Genomic DNA, 23,040 nt, shown 5'->3' on the forward strand with positions numbered 1-23,040 from the left:
TCGGGTACCGTCTCCCGTCACCTGCCCGCCCATGGCGCTGCTGGCGGTGCTGCTGTCGATCTGCTCGGAGGCCGACGCGTTCGTGGCGGCCTCGATGACCGCGTTCTCCCCGACCGCGAAGCCGGCCTTCCTGGTGGTCGGCCCGATGGTCGACCTCAAGCTGATCGCGCTGCAGACCGGCACGTTCGGCCGGGCCTTCGCGCTCAGGTTCGTCCCGCTCACCTTCGTCCTGTGTTCCTACGGTCCCTGCCGGGAGCGGGTTGAGGATCGACGCTGCGCGTGGTGCCGGTGCCCCGCCGGCTCGTTCTCGTCGTCAGTGGCGACCGTCATCGCGAGATCGACGACGGCCCCTCCCCCGGGATCGTCCGCTCCCGCTCGTAGCCGGTCCGCAGGGCGAACGGGTGGTAGGTGGCGCGACGGGGACGCCGGGTGCGGGCCCGGAGACGTTGACGATGACGCGTGGCCGGTCCAGGCCGTGGCTGAGGACGAACCGGCTCAGGTACTCCAGCGCGAAGACGCCCTCGACGCCCTCGGTGGTGACGAACCGGCTCGACCGGAAGTAGCGGGCGCACAGCACCAGCGCGTCCACGGCGGGGTGGCGGGCGTTGATCTCCCTGAGAACTCTTCTGTTCTCGCCGACCAGGCTCAGGTCCGCGGGGATGAAGTGGGCCCCGGGCAGCGTGGCCGCTTTGGCGGCATCACGGCCGATGATCACCACGGTGTCACCCCGGCCCAGGTAGGTCGAGGCCAGGGCCCGGCCCATGCCGTCGGTGCCGCCGCTGATCACGATGGTCTTCGCGGTACCGGTCATCAGGACTCCTTTGCTCCGGTGGTGGCGGGTTCGGGGTGGGTGGACGGCGCGTGGGTGCGGCCGGGCAGCAGCGGGATCGCGGCGAGCACGGCCACGATGAGCACGGTGACGAGCCAGAAGACACCGTGAAGGCCGGTGATCACGTCTGCGGAGGTCTGCAGGATGAGGGTGACCAGGGCGATGCCGAGTGCGGCGCCGAGCTGGTTGAGCATGTAGAGGACCGAACTTCCCTGCGCGACCAGCGGGCCGGGCAGGCTCCGGTAGAGCGAGCCCATCGTCGGCGCGCTGAAACAGCCCATGCCCAAGCCGATGGTCAGCGCCGCCAGTACCGGCCACCCCTGGCCGGTGTCGGCGGTGATCCGGGTGAAGGCCAGGGCGCTGAGCCCGGCCACGAGCGCGCCCCCGGCGGCCAGGCCGCGGGTGCCGATCCTGTCGGACAGCCGTCCGGCCAGCGGCATGGCGACGGCGCTGCCCAGACCCGCCGGAGCCATCAGCAGCCCGGCGGCGAGCACTCCGTGGCCGTGTGCCTGCAGGTGGTACAGCGGAAGCGTGAACAGGGTCGCGAAGGTGGCCAGCCCGCCCAGGCCCATGATGGTGACGCCGGCGGCGAACCCCCGGTCGGCGAACAGCCGCACGTCGATCAGCGGTGGCGTGCGGCGGGAGCCGAGCGCACGCAGGACGTAGCCGGTGATCAGCACGATGCCCGCGGCCAGCGGCAGCAGCGCCTGCCAGACGGTGAACGCTCCGTGCTCGGCCGTCTGCGACAGGGCCAGGACCATCGCGGAGAACCCCGGCCCGAGCAGGGCCAGTCCCAGGACGTCGAGCCGGACCGCCGACGGCGATCCTGGACGGCGCCTTCGCCGTGTTCGCCCGTCAGGGCTACGCCCAGGCCTGCGTGCAGGAGATCGCCGACGAGGCCGGCGTGGCCAAACCCACGGTCTACAACCACCTCACCGACAAGGCGACCCTCTTCCGGCACGCGATCCAGGCCGCGGCCCGGAGCGTGCTGGACCAGCGGCTCACCGCGCTGCAACCGCTCACCGAGCCCGGCACCGACCTCCGGACCACCCTGGAGGAGGTCGGCCACCACTTGGTGCGGCTGCACGCCGACGACCGCTCCTGCGCACTGCGGCGCCTGCTCTACGCGGAACTCACCCACTTCCCCGACATCCTCGACATCGCCGTCGAGAGCGGTCCGCACCGTCTCAACCAGGCGCTGGCCGACCGGCTGGCGCGGCTCGTCCTCACCGGACGTCTCCGCGCCGCCGACCCCGACCAGGCCGCCGAACACCTCCTGTCCCTGCTCGTCGGCCCCCTGGAGTCACGCTCCCAGATGGGCACCCGCCGGCTCGACGACACCGAACTGCAGGAGATCGCCCGCGCCGCCGTCCACACCTTCCTCCAGGCCTTCGGCCCCGAGAACGCGGACGCGCGGCAGCCCGCGACGTGATCGCCGCCGGACGCGGTCCCGTCCGTGGCGCGAGACGGGTCTTCCATCCCGCGTCCACGTGAGGGAACGTTCAGTCCACCAGGCCGGCGCGGTAGGCGACGATGGCCACCTGTACCCGGTTGGTCACGGCGAGCTTGTCGAACAGGTGGGACACGTGACTTTTGACCGTTGCCTCGCTCATGTGCAGGCCGGCCGCGATCTCGGTGTTGGAGCGGCCGAGTCCCACCTCGACAAGCACCTCGCGCTCGCGGCCGGTGAGGGTCTCCAGCCGGGCGAGCGCGTCACGGCGGCGCCGGACGGGCACGTCGGTGGTGACCCGGTGGATCAGCCGCCGGGTCACCTGCGGGGACAGTATCGCGTCACCGCTGTGCGCGAGGCGTACGGCACGGATCAGGTCGTGCGGCGAGGTGTCCTTGAGGAGGAATCCGCAGGCCCCGGCCTCCAGGGCGGTGAAGACGTGCTCGTCGGTGTCGAACGTGGTGAGGATCACGACCGCGGGCGCACGGGGAAGCCCGCGGACGGCCTCGGTGGCGGCCAGGCCGTCGGTCCGCGGCATCCTGATGTCCATCAGGACGACGTCCGGCTTCAGGCGGCGCACGGCGTCGACCGCCTCGCCCCCGTCCGCGGCCTCTCCTGCGACCTCCACGTCGGGCGCGGATTCGAGGATGAACCGCAGCCCGGCGCGGATCAGCAGTTCGTCGTCAACCAGCAGCGTCCTGATCATGTATGCCCCTCGCGGACGCGTCCCACGGCAACCGGCCCTCGAGACGCCAGCCTCCCGCATCGCCGGGCGCGCCGCGCACCGTTCCGCCGATCAACCGGAAACGTTCTTCCAGGCCCACGAGACCCGCCCGGGCGCCGGAAGGGCCCGCGGCGGGCCGGGGCGACCGCTCGTTGACGACCGTGATCGTGACGCCGTCCTCCGGGCTCCCGGTCACGCGGACGGTGACCGGTGCTCCGGCGGCGTGCCTGTGCGCGTTGGTCAGCCCTTCCTGCACGAGCCGATAGGCGGCCCGGGCGGTCGCCACCGGCAACGTGCCGAGGTCGCCGTGCAGCGTGACGGCGTTGCCGGCCGATGTCCAGGACTCCACCAGTCGCCGCAGGTCGGGAAAGGCGTCGTCATGTCCGGCCCGCAGCACGCCCACGATCTTCCGCAGCTCTTCGAGGGCCTCCTGCGCGGTGACCCGGATCAGCGCCGCCTCCCGCTCGACGCGTGCCGGTCCCGCGCCGGGGTTGACCTCCAGCCCGCCGGCGTGCAGCGAGATGAGGGTGACCTTGTGCGCGAGCACGTCGTGCATCTCCCGTGCGATCCGGCCGCGTTCGGCGGCCTTCGCCTGTTCGTCGCGCAGGTGCCGTTCGGTCTCGGCGCGCTCCGCGCGTTCCCGCAGTGACCTGGTCAGCTCGCGGCGGGTGGCGGTGTACCCGCCGGCCACCAGCACGGCGGCGGTGGCGGCCGTCGCGGAGAGCAGCGCGTCCGTGCCGGACCCGCCGCCGTCGACCCACTGCTGCGCCAGGAATCCCGCCACGCCGATCGCCGCCAGCGCCGCGAACCGCGGGCCCGGCCGCACACCCGCACCGCAGAACAGGCCGATCAGCAGCGGCCCAGGGTTGCCCGACAGCGCGTACGCGCCCGCCCCGGCGGCGGTGACCGCGATCGGCCACCGATCGCGGAACCACACCGCACCCGTGGCGACCAGCCCGGCGGCCGCGATGACCACGCGCGGCAGCGGCGCCCACGGCACCTTGACCGCCACGACGGTCAGCACCAGGCAGAACACCACGGAGGCCGCGCTCACCGCGTGCGGGCCGAGCGTGACGACCCGCCGCGACGCGTTCCGGTACGTCACCATCGGCCCAGCGTAACCAGGACGGCGGCGCGTCACCTCCTACGAACGTCGATGCCGTCCGCCCGAGAATCTCCGGCTTAAGTGTGATGCGGCCATGACCGCGACGGCGATGCGGCCCCGCCCTCGCCGGCGGCACCGTTGATGACCCCGACCACGTCAGGAGTCACGCCATGTGGCCAGCCCCCCTTCCACGCCTGCTGCTCATCATCGCCCTGTCCCTGGGGGCCCTCTGGCCGCCCTCCGCGGCCGCGGCCTCGGCGGCCGTTCCCGACACCCGCCGGCTGGCGGACTTCTTCGACGCCACCATGCCGGCGGCGCTGGAGGCCGACCACGTGCCGGGCGCGGTGGTCTCGGTGGTGGGCGCCGGGAAGACCCTCTTCAGCAAGGGGTACGGCCTGGCCGACCGCGAGAACGGGACGCCGTTCGACCCCGCCACCTCGCTGGTGCGGATCGCCTCCATCACCAAACTGTTCACCTGGACCGCGGTGATGCAACAGGTGCAGCGGGGCAGGCTCGACCTGAACGCGGACGTGAACCGCTACCTCACCACGTTCCGCATCCCCGCGACGTACCCCCGGCCGATCACGCCGGCGCATCTGATGGACCACACCGCCGGGTTCGAGGACAGCGCCATCGGCGTGGGCGCGCGGCGCAAGGCCGACGTGCCGCCCCTGGGCACGTATCTCGCCGAGCACGTGCCGGCGCGGATACGCCCGCCCGGAGAGGTGTCGGCCTACTCGAACTACGGCGCGGCGCTGGCCGGGCACATCGTGGCGCAGGTGAGCGGGAAGCCCTACGACCGGTACGTCCAGGACCACATCCTGGACCCGCTCGGCATGCGGCACAGCACGGCCTCCGAGCCCGTCCCCGCCCGTCTGGCCGCGGGCCAGGCACGCAGCTATGACCACGAGGACGGGACCTACCGGCGCAAGCCCTTCGTCTTCGACAACCTCCCGCCCGACGGGTCGATCAGCGCCACCGCGGACGACATGGCCCGCTTCATGATCGCCCACCTGGGGAACGGGCCCATCCTCGACGAGCCCACCGCCCGCCTCATGCACCGGCGGTCCTTCGCCGCCGACCCCCGCATCGACGGGTACGCCCACGGGTTCAAGGAGCAGACCGTCAACGGGCATCGCGTGATCATGCACGACGGCAGCTGGGAGGGCTTCCAGAGCGCGCTGCTGCTGGTGCCCGGCGCCGGCGTCGGCCTGTTCGTCTCCACCAACGGCACGGGCGGCATCGACACCGTCTCCAAGCTCGTACCCGCCTTCTTCGACCGTTTCCTCCCCGGCGACCGCGCCGCGCCCTCCGCCCCGCCCGGCAGGACGGCCACGCCCGTGGCGGGCTTCTACAAGCCGGCCCGCACCGTCGAGTCGACCATCGAGAAGGTGCTCACCCTCACCGGCTCCTTTCGGCTGCGGGTCACCGACGACGGAAGACTCGCCTTCAAGGGCATGACGTGGAGCCCGCTGGCGCCGGGGCTCTATGAGCAGGACGGCGGCTCCCAGCGGCTGGCGTTCGTCACGAACGGCGCCGGCGTCACGTACGCGGCCACCGACGGGCCCACCTACGAGCTCATCCCCTGGTGGGAGACGCCTCCGGTCAACCTCGTCGTCGTCTCGGTGTTCGCCGTCACCGCCCTGACGGCCGTGCTCGGCCTGCCGTCGGCCGCCGCGCTCCGGCGACTGCGGGGACGTCCCGCTCCAGCGCCTCGCGCCTGGCGCGCCGCCCGTCTCCTCTCCGGCCTGGCCGGCGCCGTCGGGCTGGCGTTCGTCGTCATGTTCGCGCTGATGCTGACCGGCGACACGAGCATCCTGTACGGCGTGCCGGTGAGCCTCCGCATGCTGCTGCTTCTCCCCCCACTGTTCCTCGCCCTCACCGTCGCCGCGATCGCGACCACCGTGATCGGCTGGAGACACCGGCCCATCGGCGTCCTGGCCCGCGGTCACCAGGTGACCGTGCTGGCCGGAATGTCGGCCCTCGTCTGGTTCTGCCTGCACTGGAACCTGCTCGGCTGGCGGTTCGGCTGACCGCCGCCGCAGACGATCCACCTCCACGATCCCACCCCGCCACCACACCGGCCGTCCCACCTGCGAGAACAGGCTGAAGTCTCCTCATCGTCCCGGTCGGGGCGTCCGAACGGCCGTCAGGCCTCCGCTTTCCCAGGTGTCTCCACCGGACGGCCCACCGGCCCGGGTGAGGCGTTCGCGCATCACGGCCGGATCTTCAAGACCCCGCACCGGCTCCGGTTCGTCGGCGACGACGCCCACCGGCGGATGATCGGCGCTCGGCTCAGCCTCCGGCTCCGGACCTGGTCCAGGAAACAGGACCTGGGAGCGGCGGTCCTCCATCTCCCACAGGTGGTCGACGACGTGCCAGGCGAGGCGGCGCGCGGCGTAGCGGACCGGCCGGCCGCCGGGGATCGACGGACTCCCGTCGGAGGGCCGGGACAGCACCTCGACGAGGTCCGCGCGCATCGCCACCAGGGCCGAGGGCTCGCGGATCGGCTTGCGGCGGACGCCGATCCTGCGAGCGTACGCGCGCTCGGCGTTCACGACATGGGCGGCCATCTTGTCGCGGTCCCTGCCACCCCGGTGCCCGGAAGGCACCGGGCACCGCTCGGCGCCGGTGGAGGTGGGTGCGAGAGCCGTGGTCCTTGCCGGTGATCTCGTCACAGGTGTCGCCCTGATCAGCACTCGCACCCTGCTCGTACGGTCCCACCGGAAGCGTGAGGGCCGTACCGCGGACCCGCGGTCACGTCGAGAGGATCGTCAGACGGCCGTGCGCGACCACTGCTGGTTGGTACCGGTGTTGCACGGATACTGCTTGAGGATCACCCCGTCCGCGGTCGACGCGGACGGCACGTCCACGCACTTGCCGCTGTGCCGTGCCCGGAGCTGGAAGTGGCCACCGCCGGCGACCATCTGGAACTGCTGGTTGGTGCCGGTGCCGCAGGTGTACTGGACGAGCTCGGCGCCGTCCGCGGTCGAGGCGCTCACCACGTCGAGGCACTTCCCGCTGTGGCGGCTGACGATGCGCCAGTAGCCGCCGCCGGCGTCCTGGAACCGCCACTGCTGCCACGCGTTGCCGCCGTAGGTGTACTGGCCGACGCGCGCACCGTTGTCGGTGTTCGGCTGCTGGACGTCCATGGCCTTGCCGCTGTGGCGCGCGTCGACCCTGTAGAACGTCACCGGCGGAGGGGTGGGGTTGCCGACGGTGTCGCCCCAGGCGTACCGGATCCGGTCGGCGCCGGAGGCGTTGCGGACGGTCAGGTTGAGGTCGGTGCCGCTGCCGCTCAGGGCGTACATCGAGTACCAGTCGTAGCCGATGGTGCCCGGCTTGCCGCCGAGGGCGGGCCAGTAGGTGCCGCCCATCTGGTTGTCACGCATGACCTGGGCCATGGCGCGGATGTGGCGCACGAAGTTGTCGGTGCTGTTCGCGTCGCCGTAGTCGAGGCCGGTGGACATCGGCGCGCCGAACTCGGTCGCGACCGCGCGGGAGGCGCAGTTGCCCAGGCGCGTCTGGATGTGGCTCCGGAAGGCGTCGTAGGTCATGGCGCCATAGAAGAAGGCGTAGTGGTGGAAGGAGAGCAGCGTCGCGTTGAAGCGGCCGTCGTTGCAGACGTCCCGCAGGTCCTGGCTGTAGCCGGTGCCGCCGATGAGCACCCGGCCGGGCACCGCGGAGGTGTGGTAGCCGAGCCAGTTCGCCGCGACGTTGCGCCATTCCGCCGACGTGTAGCCGTGCGGCTCGTTCATCGGCTCGAAGTAGACGTTGCCGTTCGAGCCGTACGTGTTGGTCACGCTGGACCACATCGTGTTCCACGCGGCGAGGTTCGTGATCCTGCCGCCGGAGGCGGCGCCGTCCTCCCAGTAGGCCAGGATGACCTTGAATCCGCGGGCGGTGGCGGCGTCGATGGCGCCGCGGTAGGCGTTCCACCAGGTCGTGTCGGCCACGGTGTGGGTGTTGATGGGCAGCCGGACGGTGTTGACCCCCAGGGTGGAGGCCATGTCGTCGTAGAGGGCGTTGGCCTTGGCCCGTACCGTCGCGTTGCTGTCGGACCGGCTCAGGCCCTGCACGACGAGCGTGCCGGTGCTGAAGTTGTCGCCCAGCACGGCCCAGTTCATGCCCCGGAACTGGCTGGTGGCGGCATCGGCCGGCGGCGCGGAGACGACGAGGCTCGTCGCCGCGACGAGCGCGGTCACCACAAGGGCGATCAGCGACCGGCGCGACGACCGGGTGCTCCGCGACGATCCTGATGAGTGACCATCAGACGCCATGATCAGTGCCATGAAGTGTCCAATCACTAGATCTGAATTCCCGGGTCGAATCCTCGGTCGGCGTGACGACCGGGTCGTTCTGGTTCAGGGGCGTCAGGTCGAGACCGTCGGGGCTCACCGCCAGGTGGAGGGCGTGGTCGTCACCGGACCGGTTCGGCGGCTCCTCTGACGCAGGGACACCGCGGGCGTCCTTTCCGGGAATCGGCGGAAAGACGGCGAGGGACGACATCACGGCTGCGCGCTCACGGCGGGGCCTCGGGAGAAACGAGATGCATCGACGGGCACGCGAAGAGTTGTTAACGTTAACATTTCTGCGCACATCTTTTTCCTGCGAGCTCGGCAATGGGGCCATCGGTTCCCGCTCAAGGGTCGGCGATCAGGTCACATCCGTGTTTCTGCTGCATTTCCGCAAAGTGTTTAGGGTTCATGGGCGGGATGTCAACATCCCCTCACAAGAAATTCATCTCCGCGCAGTCAACATCCCGCGGTGGCGGCGACGGTGTGCGGTCCGTCCCCGGCCGCGGAAGCTCGTATCGCCTGTTCAACCCTCTGCGATGCCCGGTGGCCGGCGGCGCGGGTCTTCGGGGAATGCCGGTGAGCCCGGGGGCCATGCCGCATGCCCGGGTGATCTCGCCCATGCCCCGGGTCGGCGCGACCCCCGCCGGGGACGCGGGGAAGCGGTCGCGCCGAGATTCTGCGGACTAGGCGGAAACTTTCGTGAAAGTTACAGAAGCATTCGGCGGGAACGGCGCCGTGAGCTGCACGAAACACTTTCCACGACAGCGGTGGCTATCCCTTCCCGGCCTGCGCTTCCAAGATGTGAAGCCCGCACAGCACAGGTCGAGAGGACTCCGTGTGAACATGCCAGGCCGGATGCGGCTATCGGCGGCGGCGCTGGCCGCCGCCCTGGCCGCGGCGTCGATCACCGCGGTCACCGCCGCAGGAACCGCCCACGCCGTCGTACGACCGGCGCTCGGCCAGAGCATCAAGGTCAACCAGGTCGCCTACGCGCCCGACGCGGCCAAGCAGGCGACCGTGATCAGCAGCTCCGCATCACCGCTGGCCTGGAGCCTGCTGGACGGTTCCGACCAGGTGGTGGCCGGCGGCACCACGACCGTCTTCGGTGCCGACTCCCGCTCCGGCGACTCCGTCCACAAGATCGACTTCTCGTCCTACACCGGGACCGGCACCAACTACGTGCTCACCGTGAACAACGAGTCCAGCCACCCCTTCGACATCGGCACCGCCGTCTGGAAGAAGCTGCCCTACGACGCACTGGCGTTCTTCTACCACCAGCGCAGCGGCATCGCGATCACCTCCCAGTACGCCGGCGGCGACCGGTACGCCCGAGCCGCCGGCCACCTGAACGTCTCCCCCAACCAGGGCGACGACAACGTGCCGTGCCGCAGCGACTGCGGCTACCGGCTGGACGTGCGCGGCGGCTGGTACGACGCCGGCGACCACGGCAAGTACGTGGTCAACGGCGGCATGTCCGTCTGGCAGCTGGTCAACGCCTACGAGCGGGCCAGGAACGTCCCCGGTGCCGACACCGGCGCCTTCGCCGACGGCACCATGTCCATCCCCGAGCGCGGCAACGGCGTGCCCGACATCCTGGACGAGGCCCGCTGGGAGATCGACTTCCTGCTGAAGATGCAGGTCCCCGACGGCCGCCCGCTGGCCGGCATGGCCCACCACAAGATCCACGACGCCAACTGGACCGGGCTGCCGCTGCTGCCCGCCCAGGACCCCCAGGCCCGGGTGCTGTCGGCGCCCAGCACCGCCGCCACCCTGAACCTGGCCGCCGCGGCCGCCCAGTGCGCCCGGGTGTGGGCGTCCGTCGACTCCGCGTTCTCCGCCCGCTGCCTGACCGCGGCCGAGAAGGCCTACGCCGCGGCCAAGGCCAACCCCTCGCGGCTCGCCCCGGCCTCCGACGGCACCGGCGGCGGCTCCTACGCCGACGGCAAGGTGACCGACGAGTTCTACTGGGCCGCCGCCGAGCTGTACGCCACCACCGGCAAGCAGGCCTACCGCACCGACCTGACCTCCTCCTCCCTGTACTACGGGCGCAGTTTCACGAACGAGGGCGCCCAGTGGGGAGAGGTCGGCAGCCTGGGCGACATCACGCTGGCGCTGGTGCCCAACGGCCTGACCTCCTCCATCGGCCAGCAGCTGCGGGCCTCCTTCGTCTCTGCCGCCGACGGCCTGCTGAACGTGATGCGCGGCCAGGGCTACCCGGTGCCCTTCCAGCCGTCCGGCGGCTACATCTGGGGGTCCAACAACCTGATCCTCAACAACACCGTCCTGCTGGCCCTGGCCCACGACTTCACCGGCGCCGAACGGTTCCGCACCGGGGTGTTCGAGACCATGGCGTACCAGCTCGGCCGCAACCCGACGGGCTACTCCTACGTCACCGGCTACGGCGACAAGCCCTCCCGCAACGTCCACCACCGGTTCTGGGCCAACCAGATCGACCCCTCCCTGCCCATCGCACCGCCCGGCGCCCTGGCCGGCGGACCGAACAGCGGCCTGGAGGACCCGGTCGCCCAGCAGCGCCTCAGCGGCTGCCGGCCGCAGAAGTGCTACCTGGACGACATCGAGGCCTGGTCGGTGAACGAGGTCGCCATCAACTGGAACGCGGTGCTGGCCTGGGTCGGCGCCTGGAACGCGGAGAAGGCCGGCGGCACCGGCCCCAGCCCGTCTCCGACCCCGACTCCCACCCCCACCCCCACCCCCACCCCCACCCCGACCCCGACCCCGACTCCCACTCCGACCCCGATCGGTAAGGCTTGCGCCGCGACCTACACCGTCACCAACCAGTGGAACGGCGGCTTCGGAGCCAACGTCGCGGTGAAGAACACCGGCACCACCGCGCTCACCGGCTGGACCGTCGCGTGGACCTTCCCCGGCGGCCAGACCATCACCCAGCTGTGGAGCGGCTCGCACACCGTGAACGGCCCGGCCGTCACCGTGGCCAACCTGGCCTGGAACGGCGCGCTGTCCTCGGGCGGCACCACCTCCTTCGGCTTCAACGGCGCCGGGTCCGGAGCCGACGCCACCCCTGCCGCGGTGACCTGCACCGCCCGGTGACCCGAACGGCGGGAGACGCGCCGGTGCGCGACGGAGCAGAGTCCGCTCCGCACCGGCGCGGCCCCGTCTCGTGAGGCCGTCACGGGCTCGATCCTCGCTGCCGAAGGGTCGCGCGACGGCCGTCACCGTTTCACGGCGCCACGCCCGTCACCGGGCCGGACGCACACCATCCGCGTGGGACGGCCGTCCTTCGTGCTCCGTCCTGATCGGCTGACCGACAAGGGTTCGTTCAGAACGGCTTCGGCCGACCGGGACCGAATGGCCGAACAGCAGGAATTGAACTGCTGAAATAGCCCACAGTGATAGTTCTGCTACAAGATTACATGTCTCGACGTCGAATTCGTCCTGTCGGTAAACGTGAGATTTCACTCACACACGCCGGACGGGACCGCAATACGTGGCCGGACGAGATCGCTTCGGCCCGATACCGGGCGCACGGAGAATGCGAGCGATGATCCACGCCTCAAATGCAAATTTTGACAAGCCTGAAAAGTCCTATTTTGGTTGAGAATACCCATAGAAGTGACGAAATTGTTCCAGGAGAGGGTACTTCACAGTCATCATGCGACACCTATGGTTGTTCCGGACGCGATGACATCAAGGATTCCGGGCGAAAGCAGCGGCAGTACGCTTTGCGCACCGCTGCCCGAGCGGAAATCCGGCACACGGATCCTGTCGTTACGCGGTGCCCGCCGATCTCCTGTCGGAATACCGGTCGATCCCGGCCTTCGACAGCACCGATCACCGTTTTCGCTTTTTCCAGACCGGCCAAGGAGCACGCCTGACGTGAAACTTCACCGTGACGAACTGACCCCGCAGATGCAGGAGTACACGCGGTTCGACGACCGTGGCGAGACCCGCTACCTGCCGTACCTCATGTATTTCCACCGGGCCGACTACAGGTCCTCCGTCATCAACACCGACCGTGCGGGATTTCGTGTCTCACACGGTCCGGACGGAGAGACCGCCTCGGCCGCCGGGACCATGCCCGCAGGTCCGGTACGTCTGATCTCCGGCAGCTCCACCGTGCTCGGGATCGGGGCCACCAGTGACGCGACCACCCTCGCCTCCCAGTTGTGGCGCAAGCACGCCCCCTCCGCCCCGTGGCTCAATTTCGGCGGGCGCTGCTACAACTCGACGCAGGAGCTGCTGCTCTTCACTCTCTATCGCCATCTGCTGCCCGAGATCGACGAGATCGTCGTCTTCTCGGGGCTCAACGACCTGACCGTCGGACGGCTTCCCGAATGGCAGCAGGGCGACCACGGCGCTTTCTGGTTCTGCGGTGAGTACTTCGAGAAGATGGAGGAACTTCGCGAGAGCAACCGCAAGAGCTCCGGCCGGATTCTCGGCCGCCGCTCCGAACGCCGCCGCACCATCTCCACGCACGACGACGTACGCCGGGACATCTCCGCCGTCATCGACTCCGCGGCCGGCCTGACGCTCCGTCACCTCGACAGCTGGCAGCGGCTGGCCGGTCCGACGACGAGGCTGATGTACGTGCTCCAGCCGATGGCGCTGTGGATGCGCGACCGGCATGCCCCGCAGGAGCAGCTGCTCTTCGACGAGATCGACCAGATCTCCAAGCTGGGCACCTGGGAAGCGCTGTACGGCGACATCTCCAGGAAGGAGGTCGCCCAGGCCTTCTCCGAGAAGCTGCGCGCCGGTTGCGAGAAGATCGGTGTCGGTTACGTCGACCTCAACCCGATCGTCGCCGAGGCCGTCACCGAGAAAGACTGGGTCTTCGTGGATCGGGCGCACTACACCGACCACGGCTACGACCTCGTCGCCCGCATCATGGCCGAGACCCTCGATCTCACCTGATCTTCCGGCCCCTCCCTTTCCCGCTTCCTCCCGAATCCCGAGATCAGGTCGTCTCATCATGGCTTTTCTGCGCAAGCTCGTGACCAAGGTGTTCCGGCGCCCGAAGCGCACCGGCCGCAAGAACGACGCGTCCATCTACCCCATGTTCTGAACCGCTCCCCCGGGGAGAAGCCGGCCACGAGAACAAGCCCGGGCGTTCGCCGCGCCGACGTGCTCGGATCTCCGACGCGTCGGCGACCGCCGGCCGTAGAGGCGGCCGGACGGCTCGTGCGGAGACCGTGAGATCCGTGGTCCCGTGCCTCGGACCTGGGAGGGAGACGGTGCGGTATCGAGCACGAACGGCGATGCCGGTGACCACCGTGTCGGCGTACCCTCCGATCATGACGCACCCGGGCACCGCTGTCGTGATCGGCGCGAGCATCGGCGGCCTGCTGGCCGCCCGGGCCCTGACCGAACGGTACGCGAAGGTCGTTCTCGTCGATCGCGACCCGCTGCCGGACGAGGTCGCAGCCCGCCGCGGTGTGCCGCAGGGACGGCAGCTGCACATCCTGCTGGCCCGCGGCAGGCAGGCGTTCGAGGAGCTGCTGCCGGGCCTGTCGGACGAGCTGACCCGCCTCGGGGTCCCGCTGATCGATCTTCACGACGAGGTCCACTGGTACAACGACGGGTACCGGATGCGCCGGGCGCCGTCGGAGCTGAGAGCCTTCGGGATCAGCCGACCGCTGCTGGAGCACGCGGTCCGGAACCGGGTCGCGGCACTGCCCGGGGTGAGCATCCTGTCGGGGTACGAGGCGGTCGGCCTCACCGTGGCGCCCGGCTCACGACGGGTCGACGGGGTGCGGGTCCGGCCCCGCACCACCGGGACGAGCGAGCGGGTCACAGAACCGGACAGCGAGCCGGTCGGTGAGTCGGTCATCGGCGCCGACCTGGTCGTGGACGCCGCCGGACGGGCCTCGCGGACGCCGGTGTGGCTGCGCGAGCTGGGATACGAGTGCGCCCCGGAGGAGCAGGTACGCGTCGACATCACCTACGTCACCCGCAACTACCGGCGCGAGTCCCACCACCTCGACGGGCTGTCGGGGGTCCTGACCAACGCCGTCCCGGCCCTGCCGCGCACCGGGATCGTGGCCGCCCAGGAGGAGGGCCGCTTCGCCGTGGTCCTGGCCGGCATGCTGGGCGAGGAGCCGCCCACCGACGACGAAGGGCTGGCGCGCTACGCCACCGGCCTGGCCGCGCCGCAGGTCGGCGAGGTCGTGCGGTCGGCGGTGCCGCTGGACGCGCCGGTGAAGATGCGCTTCCCGGCCAGCACACGACGCCGCTACGAGCGGCTGCGGAGCTTTCCCGGCGGCTACCTCGTGACGGGCGACGCCTTGTGCAGCTTCAACCCCCTCTACGGCCAGGGCATGACGGTCGCCGCGCTGGAGGCACTGCTGCTGGCCGACCTGCTCCCCCGGCGGCACGCGAGACCGGCACCGGTGACCGGGACGTGCGCTCCCCGGCCGGGTGACCGGCCTTCTCAGCGCGGTCGTGCCAGCGTCGCGGGGCGGACGGCGTCCGCGCCGAAGCGGGCGCGTGCCCGGTCCGCGGCCTGCTCGATGCGGCGCCGCCTGTCGTCGCCCGGATCCAGGACGAGCTGCCGTACGGCGTGCTCCTCGTCCATGAGCCGCTCGGCGCGCACGGCGACGGCGCGGACACGGGCACGCTGGAGCCCGAGCCGGGCGTGCAGGTCGTAGGCGCAGGCGGCGAGGGCGGGCGTGTGCGCGGTGGGCTCGTCCAGGGTGCGCGAGCGATGGGTGCTCGTGCCGTCGGCGTAGGTGACGCTCAGCGCGAGCCGCGTGGCGACCTGCCGGGTCGTGCGCAGCCGCAGGCCGAGCCGTTCGGCGAGGTCCAGCAGGGCCCGCCGGTGCGCGCCCGGATCGAGCTCGTCACGGGGGAAGCCGTGCGCGCAGCCCGTCGACGCGGGCGGGGCCGCGGGACGAACGGGCCGGGGGTCATGGCCCCGGGCGCGCTCGGACAGCGTCAGCGCGGCGGCACTGCCGAGGATGCGCTGCAGGGTGTGCGGGGGCACCCGGAGGAGGTCGCCGACGCAGCGGATGCCGTAGCCCGCCAGGGTGCCGGCCGTCGCGGGGCCCACGCCGGGCAGGTCGGCCACCGGCCGTGGGCCGAGGAAGGCGGCGACGGCCTCGGGCTCGGGCGCGATGACGGTGACGTCGCCGGGGGCGGTGGCGGCGGCCGCCATGGCGGCGATCATGGGGGTGCATCCCGCGCCTATCGTGGCCCGCAGGCCGACATGGGCGGCCAGGCGCAGGCGTACGAGGTGGGCCAGGTCCTGACGTCCGGCCTCGGCGTCGAAGTACCTGTGGGCGCCCGTGACGTCGAGGTCGGCGGCATCGGGCGGCAGGGCCTGGACGAGCGGGGTCACGTCGCCGAGCAGCGTGAGCGCCGTCTCGTAGAGGTGCCGGTCACCGGGGCCGATGCCGTGCAGGTGGACGCGAAGGATGCTCCGGGGCGCGGGCACGTCGCTCACCCCGCGGACCCGGGACCGCGGTGCGCGAGGCGCCGCAGGTCCGCCGAGCGGCTCCCCGCGACCTGCAGATCGCTCCACGGGTGAAGGCGGGCACCGGCCGTCCCGTCGGGCAGGGTCCGCCCGGCGGGTGCCGCGGTGCCGTCGTGCGCGGGGGTGGGCGCGGGCTCGGTGCGGCCGAGGAGTTCCAGGGCGGCCTGCGGGCCCGCGTCCCGGCGGGCCGCCGCCACTTCCTCGAGGTCCCAGGCCGCCTGGCCGACCACCGTGCGGCGGTCGCCGCGGCGCGCGACCGTGCCGCGGACCAGCAACAGCCCGGAATGGAAGATCGTCCTCGCGCATGCCGGGTGACCGTGGTCGAAGAAGACCAGGTCCACCAGGCCCGAGTCGTCCTCCAGCGTCACGAAGATCACGCGTTTTCCCGACGGGACGGGCGGGGTCTGGGTGGCGGCGCGCACGCCGGCGACGAGCACCGGCCGGCCGGCGTGCATCGCCTGCAGGTGCCGGGCGTCGGTGGCGCCGAGCTCGGCGAGCAGGCGGTGATGGTGGGTGAGCAGATGACGGCTGACGTCGGCGGACAGCACGTCCAGTTCGGCGCCCAGGCTCTCGCGGGCGGTCATCTCCGCCAGCCCGCTCGCCCGGGCACCGTCGAGCTCGTCGCCGAGCGGCAACTGACCGTCGGTGCTCGTACCGGTGCTCGTGCCGGTGCCGTGGCGGCGGTGGCGGTGCAGTTCGGCGGCCTGGAGCAGCAGGTCGCGTCTGCTCGCCTCGCCGCGCAGGGCGTCGAGGGCGCCGATCCGGATGAGGCGCCGGGCCAGCGGCAGGGACGGGCGGGCCCGCAGCCACAGGTCCCGCAGCGAGACGAAGGGCCGCCCTCCGGCGATGCGGGCGCTCTCGGGGGCGGTGATGCCGCGCACCATGGACAGGGCCAGCCGTACGCCCCAGCCGTCGCCCGTCCTCTCCACGCCGTGGAACGGGAGGGAGGCGTTGACGTCGACCGGCAGGATCGGGACGCCGTGGCGCCGGGCGTCGTGGACCAGGACGCGAGGCGCCCACATCCCGGGGTCGTGCTCGAACAGGCCCGCGTAGAAGGCCGCCGGGTGGTGGGCCTTGAGCCAGGCCGACTGCACCGCGGGCACCGCGAACGCGACCGCGTGCGCCCGGCAGAAGCCGTAGGAGCCGAACTCACGGACGATCGCCCAGACCTCCTCGGTGACGGCCCGCCCGTAGCCGCGCTCGGCCGCGCGGGTGCGGAACCAGGTCTCGACCCTGGCGAGACGCCCGGGGTCGGCGAGGGCACGGCGGGCGACGTCGGCGGCCGCGCGGTCGCAGCCGGTCATCACGGCCAGGATCGCGATGATCTGCTCGTGCCAGATGACCACCCCGTAGGTGTCGTCCACGATCGGCTTCAGGTCGGGGTGGGGGCAGTGCGGCGGCTCATGACCGTGGCGTGCGGCGATGAACCGGGCGGGCATCCCACCGGCGACCGGGCCCGGCCGGAACAGCGAGATGTCGGCGATGACGTCCCGCATGGTCCGCGGCTGCAGCCGGGCGATCAGATCCCGCTGCCCCGGGCTCTCGAGCTGGAAGCAGCCCAGCACCGATCCTCGGCGGATCAGCTCGAAGGTCGCCTCGTCGCCGAGGTCGACGTGGCCGGGGTCGTCCAGGTCGATGTGCCGGCCGGTGGTACGGCGGATCTCGGCGACGGCGTGCGCCATGGCCGACTGCATCCGCACCCCCAGGACGTCCAGCTTCAGCAGGCCCAGGTCCTCGACGTCGTGCTTGTCGGCCTGGACGGTCGGGTACGCGCCGCCCGGGGCGGGCTGCACCGCCAGCCGGTCCAGCAGGCCGGCGCTGGAGAGGATCACCCCGCACGGGTGCATGGCGAACCCGCGCGGCAGCGCGTCCAGGCCCTCCGCGAGCCTCCACAGCGGCCCGAACCGGGCCGCCTCGGCGGCGAGGTGGCGCAGCTCGGGCAGCTCGGCGAGGCAGGCGCGGATGTCACCGGCGCGGATGCGGGGGAACGACGCGGCGATCCGGTCGATCGTCCGGGGGCCGATCCCGAGGGCCAGGCCGGCATCGCGCAGGGCGTGACGGGCCCGGTAGGTCTCGACCGTCCCGGTGACCGCCACCCGCTCGGACCCGAACCGCTCGAAGATCTTGTCGTAGACGTCCAGGCGGCGCGCGGACTCCACGTCGAGGTCGATGTCCGGCAGCGTGGTGCGCCGCTCGGACAGGAACCTCTCGAACAACAGCCCGTGCTCGAGCGGGTTGGCGGTCGCGACGAACAGCGCGTGGTTGACCATGGATCCGGCCCCTGAGCCGCGGGCCGCGACCCGCACGCCGAGGGCTCGCGTGTCGGCCACCACCTGCGCGACCGCCAGGAAGTACGCCTCGTGGCGCAGCGTGGCGATGACGCCCAGCTCGTACTCCAGCCGCTTCACGGCCCGCGGGTCGCCGTCGAGGCCGCGGGCGGTCATGCCCGCCGCGCACCGCTGCCGCAGCAGCCGCATCCCGTCCCCCGCGCCGGTGCCGGCGCCCACGACGTGAGGCTCGGGAAGGTGCGGGCGTCCGAGGCCGAGATCGCGTACCGGGTCCACGGCGCACTGCCGGGCGGCCCGCGCCGTCTCCTCGATCAGCCGGCGTCCCCGGCCTGCGGCGGCGCTCGCGCACGCGGCCACCCGCTCGGCGACCTCGGCCATCTCGGCGCCGGACTTCAGGTACCGCTCCCCCGGATCCAGCCGGCCCGCCCGGAACGGGATGGGCCGCAGCAGCCGGGCGGCGTCCAGCACGTCGGCGAGCCGGTGCTGTTCGCGCCGCTCGTAGCGGACCGCGTTCGTCGCCACGACCGGTATGCCGAGCCGGTCGCCGAGCGTGAGCGTGTGCGCCGCCAGTCGCAACGAGCCCGCTCCCAGACCCGGCAGCCCGTACGTGACCACCTCCAGCCACAGGCCCTCGCCGGCGACCTCCCGCCACGGCGCCAGGAGCCTCTCGGCGATGTCGGGCCGTCCCGCCGTGAGCGCGCGCACCGGCTCCGAGGCCGGGCCGAGCAGCACCGACAGGTCCCGGCCCACGTGCTCGCGCAGAGCGTCCCAGGAGGCGAGGGGGAAGCCGCCGGCCGGGCTCGCGTGCGCGGCGGAGACCAGGCGGCACAGCCGCCCCCACCCGGCGGCGGAGCGGGCCAGCAGGGTGATCCGCAACGGCGGTTCCGTCACCCGGGCGCCACCGCGGACCGGTGTACGGGCCCGGCGTGCCGTCGCGGGCGCGGGGATCTGCGCGGCGACGGCGAGGTCCACGCCGAAGATCGGGCGCACCCCGGCCTTCATGCACGCCTTCGCGTGGCGGACGGCGCCGGTCACCGTGTCCCGGTCGGTCAGCGCGAGCGCCTCCATGCCGAGATCCGCCGCGGCGCGTACCAGGTCCTGCGGGTGGGAGGCCCCGTAGCGGGCGGAGAACCCGGACGCGACGTGGAGATGCACGAACCCGTTCCCCGGCATGAGTCCTCCCGGTGTGACGGCGGGCCCGGGGAGCACATCCCGCATCGAATACGTGTTCGATCAGTATGTGCCGCCCGTCACCGGAACACGCCGTCCGACACGCCGCGAAAGTCCGGATTTCCGGTACACGTCCGTCGTGGGTCCGGGCCGGGACCCGTCACCGGGGCCGACGCCTCCCGGGGGACCCTGCCGTTCGCCCGCTTCACGCGACGGGGCCGGCGCGAGAGGAGGCCGGCGGCCGTTCCGCGGCCGATGTCCCACGCTCACGGGAGGTGACGCCCGGCGTGGCCCCGCCGCGCCGGGCACGGGACGGGTACGAGGAGCGCTCGAAACCATACATTCACCTCACTGACACACATCATTGACATCACTGACAGCGAGTTCTAGGCTGCGGTCGAATCGATTCGATCCGACGTCGGACATCCTGGTTTTCACGCCGTTCGCGCCACCAGCACCCCCACGAAGCCGTTCCACTCACCGTGCACGCAGCACCCATGAGTGAGGAGAGTCCACGATGAACATCGCCGACATCGTCCGCCGGATCCGGCCGCGACGTCCCACGACACCACCCCCGGCCCGTCCGCCCCGCCCCCGCGCGCCCGAGGAGCCGGGTGCGGACGTCACGTCCGGCAGGCGGCACGGGGGCCGCCGCGCGATCGCCGCCTTTCTCGCCGTCGGCGCCCTCGTCGCGGGCCCCGTCGTGACGTCCGCGACCCCGGCCCAGGCCGCCGACCAGTCCATCGCCGTCGACTTCTCCGCCGGTGGCGGCACTCCCACCTACCGGGCCTCCGGCTGGATCTACGGCATGACCGAGAACGCGTCGGGCCCGCCCGACCGGTTCTTCACCGACGTGAAGTTCCGGTACATGCGGGCCGGTGGGGCACAGCTCGACGGCCCGGGGGGCTGGGTGTCGGGCAAGTACGACCGCCGGTGGAACGCCACCCGCGCCCAGCTGCTGCGCACCCGGTCACTGGGCGGGGAGTTCATCCTGCTCGTCCACGACCTGTGGGGCGCCGACGGCCACCCGATCTCGCGCTTCCCCGGCGACAACGGCAACTGGACGGACTACGACGCCTTCCTCACCCGCCTGATCGGCGACGTGCGGGCCACCGGCGTCCCGGTGCAGTGGGACCTGTGGAACGAGCCCAACATCACGCTGTTCTGGAACCGTCCCCAGTCCCAGTACCTCGAACTGTGGCGGCGCACCTACCAGCGAATCCGGGCCGCGTTCCCGGCGCATCTCATCGTCGGACCGAGCTGCGCGTGCGTGCCGTCCACCGGCCACGCCTTCTGGAACCAGTACCTGGACTACGTCAAGGCCAACAACGTGGTGCCCGACATCATCAGCTGGCATTCGCTGCCGGGCGACCCGGTGGCCAACGTGGCGGCGGCCGACACCACGCTGAACTCCCGCGGCATCGCGCACCCGCGGCCCTACCAGATCAACGAGTACGGGGCGCCCGACGAGCAGAACCCCGCCGACGGGGCCTGGTACATCGCCCGCCTGGAGCGGGCCGGCGCCGACGGCCTGCGCGCCAACTGGGCGGGAGGGGGCAACCTGCACAACGACCTCGGCAACCTGCTCGTGCGCGACTCCGCGGGCCGGTACCAGCCGAAGGGCGAATGGTGGGCCTACCGCTTCTACGGCTCGCAGACCGGGCAGATCGTGTCCGTCACCCCCAGCGCCTCGTACGACGCGTTCGCCACCAAGGCCGCCGGGACGGCCAAGATCCTGGTCGGCGGCGGCTCCACGACCGGCAACATCGCCGTCGGCCTGCGGCGCCTGGACGCCACGAGCGGCATCGTGGAGAACAACCGGGTGCGGGTCGTCGCCGAGCGCATCCCCTACAACGGCGGCGGCGCCGTCACGGCTCCGGTCACCGTGCAGAACTCCGTGGTGACCCTGTCCGGCAACGGCACGACGGTCAACCTGCCGCACACCGCCGTCGACGACTCCTACACCATCACGCTGCTGCCCCCCTCCTCCGACCCCGGCGGCGGGCCGACGTCGGTGCTGCGCAACGTCAACGCCGGCCGGTGCCTGGACGTGCCCGGCGCGACCACCGCCAACGGCACCCAGCTCCAGCTGTGGGACTGCGGAGGCGCCACCAACCAGCAGTGGACCCTGACCCCGGCCAAGCAGCTGCAGGTGTACGGCGGCAAGTGCCTGGACGCCTACGGCCAGGGCACCGCCAACGGCACCCGGGTGATCATCTGGGACTGCAACGGCGGCGCCAACCAGCAGTGGAACGTCAACGCCGACGGCACGATCACCGGGGTGCAGTCCGGCCTGTGCCTGGAGGCGAGCAACTTCGGGACCGCCAACGGCACCAAGGCACAACTGTGGTCCTGCACCGGCACGAGCAGCCAGAGATGGACCAGGAGCTGACCCGACGCACGCGGGGACGGCGCAGTGCTCGGGGTCAGGCGGGGCCGACGCGGGGACGCGCCGGCCCCGTCGACTCGCGCAGCGAGATCGGCGGGGCGGTGAGCAGCTGGCGGTGCGGCAGGCCGGGGTCGGCGATGCGCTGGATGAGCAGGTCGACGGCCTGCGCGCCCAGCTCGTCGGCCAGGATGTCGGCCGCGGTGAGCGGTGGGTGCAGGTTCTCCGCCCAGTGCCGGGCGGCGACCCCGGTGAGCGAGAAGTCGCCGGGCACCTCGAGACGGGCGTGCGCCAGCGCGCGGTGCATGCCGGGCAGGGCGGCCTCGTTGATGGTGGCGATGGCGGTCAGCTCGGGGTGGGTGACCAGGAGCTTCTCGACGCAGGCCCGTCCCGCCTGGGCGTCGTCGGCGCAGCAGACCTGCACGCCCTCCAGGCCGCGCTCGACGACGGCGCGGCTGAAGCCGAGCTGCGCCCGGTGACCGGGGCCGTACCCGGCGGCGACCAGCTCGGCCGAGCGGTTGACCAGGGCGATGTGACGATGGCCCAGGTCCGCCAGATGGCCTGCACAGCGGGCTATCAGCGTCTCGTAGTCGATGTCCACCCAGGTCATCTCGTCGGGCCGGCTGGTGTGGCCGATGCCGACGAACGGCAGCCCGACCTCCGTCAGGCGGGTGACCCGGTCGTCCTCCAGCCGGATCTCCATGAGGACGACCCCGTCGACGCGGGCTCCGGTGACCACGCGCTCGAACGAGCGGTCGTGCTCCCCCCCGGAGGGCGAGAGCAGCACGTCGAGGTCGGCGCGTGCGGCGGCGTCGACCACGCTGGCCACGAAGCCCAGCTGGACGTCGGTGAGGCGCTGGCTGGCCGGGGGGATGACCAGCCCGATGGTGCGTGTCCTGCCCTCCTTGAGCGCTCTGGCCGCGGCGTTGGGGCGGTAGCCGAGCTCGTCGATGACCGTCTGGATCCGCCGCCGGGTCGCCTCCGCCACCGGCCGTTTGCCGCTCAACGCGTACGACACCGTGCTGCGGGACACACCCGACCGCCTGGCGATCTCTCCGATGTTCACCGGCACTCCTCAGCGGACGTGGCTACGACGCTCTCCCATGGTAGAGGGAACCGGTTCGCCCGGAGCATCAGGATCCGGCCTGAAGAACGGCCCCGCGGGCGAGGAGATCCCGGATGACCCATTGACGCGCCAGCGACATCGCCTTAGGTTCAGTCGAACCGATTCGATAAACGGATCCGGCACCTAGGGCGTGTCGTCAAAGTGGTTGGGAATCGTGCAGTATGTAAGACGTGGTGCGACGCTATGAGCTGACGGACGCCGAGTGGCAGGCGCTGGA

General features: G+C 71.7%; 14 protein-coding genes and 1 pseudogene. 6 read left to right on the forward strand and 9 right to left on the reverse strand.

Annotated features, from left to right (window positions below):
* Positions 1 to 31: 31 nt before the first annotated feature.
* Positions 32 to 232, forward strand: a pseudogene (locus tag ACZ6RT_RS27475) (permease); the annotation flags it as partial.
* 81 nt (positions 233 to 313) lie between these two features.
* On the opposite strand, the gene ACZ6RT_RS27480 reads toward ACZ6RT_RS27475, so the two are convergent.
* Together ACZ6RT_RS27480 and ACZ6RT_RS27485 are read right to left on the reverse strand one after the other, a co-directional pair.
* A complete protein-coding gene (locus tag ACZ6RT_RS27480; protein ID WP_399191560.1) occupies positions 314 to 811 on the reverse strand; it encodes an SDR family NAD(P)-dependent oxidoreductase in 498 nt (165 codons plus the stop codon).
* Complete coding sequence (locus ACZ6RT_RS27485; protein WP_470157002.1) at positions 811 to 1,590, reverse strand: MFS transporter; 780 nt, start codon at positions 1,588 to 1,590, stop codon at positions 811 to 813. Before ACZ6RT_RS27485 ends, ACZ6RT_RS27480 begins: the two co-directional genes overlap by 1 nt.
* A gap of 83 nt (positions 1,591 to 1,673) precedes the next feature.
* On the opposite strand from ACZ6RT_RS27485, the gene ACZ6RT_RS27490 reads away from it, so the two are divergent.
* The gene (locus ACZ6RT_RS27490) at positions 1,674 to 2,261 is read left to right on the forward strand and encodes a TetR/AcrR family transcriptional regulator (RefSeq protein WP_470157003.1); all 588 of its coding nucleotides are present in this window, start codon (positions 1,674 to 1,676) and stop codon (positions 2,259 to 2,261) included.
* A 70-nt stretch (positions 2,262 to 2,331) separates the two neighbouring features.
* Here the strand turns inward: ACZ6RT_RS27490 and ACZ6RT_RS27495 are convergent, their stop codons facing one another.
* Positions 2,332 to 2,985, reverse strand: a complete 654-nt coding sequence (locus tag ACZ6RT_RS27495; RefSeq protein ID WP_470157004.1) for a response regulator transcription factor — start codon at positions 2,983 to 2,985, stop codon at positions 2,332 to 2,334.
* Entirely contained in the window at positions 2,963 to 4,111 is a 1,149-nt protein-coding gene (locus ACZ6RT_RS27500; protein WP_470157005.1) for a sensor histidine kinase, read from the reverse strand. Before ACZ6RT_RS27500 ends, ACZ6RT_RS27495 begins: the two co-directional genes overlap by 23 nt.
* Positions 4,112 to 4,278: 167 nt before the next feature.
* Here ACZ6RT_RS27500 and ACZ6RT_RS27505 point away from each other — a divergent pair, with 167 nt between their 5' ends.
* Complete coding sequence (locus ACZ6RT_RS27505) at positions 4,279 to 6,141, forward strand: serine hydrolase domain-containing protein (protein ID WP_470157006.1); 1,863 nt, start codon at positions 4,279 to 4,281, stop codon at positions 6,139 to 6,141.
* A gap of 84 nt (positions 6,142 to 6,225) precedes the next feature.
* Here ACZ6RT_RS27505 and ACZ6RT_RS27510 read toward each other — a convergent pair whose 3' ends face one another.
* A complete protein-coding gene (locus ACZ6RT_RS27510; RefSeq protein ID WP_470157007.1) occupies positions 6,226 to 6,681 on the reverse strand; it encodes a hypothetical protein in 456 nt (151 codons plus the stop codon).
* Between the two features lie 201 nt (positions 6,682 to 6,882).
* A complete protein-coding gene (locus ACZ6RT_RS27515; protein ID WP_470157008.1) occupies positions 6,883 to 8,400 on the reverse strand; it encodes an RICIN domain-containing protein in 1,518 nt (505 codons plus the stop codon).
* A gap of 861 nt (positions 8,401 to 9,261) precedes the next feature.
* Between ACZ6RT_RS27515 and ACZ6RT_RS27520 the strand changes: the two genes are divergently transcribed.
* Positions 9,262 to 11,475, forward strand: coding sequence for a glycoside hydrolase family 9 protein (locus ACZ6RT_RS27520; protein WP_470157009.1), 2,214 nt, complete (start codon positions 9,262 to 9,264; stop codon positions 11,473 to 11,475).
* Between the two features lie 786 nt (positions 11,476 to 12,261).
* Complete coding sequence (locus ACZ6RT_RS27525) at positions 12,262 to 13,296, forward strand: SGNH/GDSL hydrolase family protein (protein WP_470157010.1); 1,035 nt, start codon at positions 12,262 to 12,264, stop codon at positions 13,294 to 13,296.
* A gap of 1,516 nt (positions 13,297 to 14,812) precedes the next feature.
* Here the strand turns inward: ACZ6RT_RS27525 and ACZ6RT_RS27530 are convergent.
* Together ACZ6RT_RS27530 and ACZ6RT_RS27535 are read right to left on the reverse strand one after the other, a co-directional pair.
* Entirely contained in the window at positions 14,813 to 15,823 is a 1,011-nt protein-coding gene (locus ACZ6RT_RS27530; protein ID WP_399191577.1) for a DNA polymerase Y family protein, read from the reverse strand.
* Complete coding sequence (locus ACZ6RT_RS27535; protein ID WP_470157011.1) at positions 15,820 to 19,296, reverse strand: DNA polymerase III subunit alpha; 3,477 nt, start codon at positions 19,294 to 19,296, stop codon at positions 15,820 to 15,822. The genes ACZ6RT_RS27530 and ACZ6RT_RS27535 overlap by 4 nt, the downstream gene beginning before the upstream one ends.
* 532 nt (positions 19,297 to 19,828) lie before the next feature.
* Here ACZ6RT_RS27535 and ACZ6RT_RS27540 point away from each other — a divergent pair.
* Entirely contained in the window at positions 19,829 to 21,703 is a 1,875-nt protein-coding gene (locus ACZ6RT_RS27540; RefSeq protein ID WP_399191581.1) for an RICIN domain-containing protein, read from the forward strand.
* A 34-nt stretch (positions 21,704 to 21,737) separates the two neighbouring features.
* Here ACZ6RT_RS27540 and ACZ6RT_RS27545 read toward each other — a convergent pair whose 3' ends face one another.
* A complete protein-coding gene (locus tag ACZ6RT_RS27545; protein WP_470157012.1) occupies positions 21,738 to 22,763 on the reverse strand; it encodes a LacI family DNA-binding transcriptional regulator in 1,026 nt (341 codons plus the stop codon).
* Positions 22,764 to 23,040: the final 277 nt, after the last annotated feature.

This window comes from Streptosporangium sp. NPDC050148 (assembly GCF_055586505.1).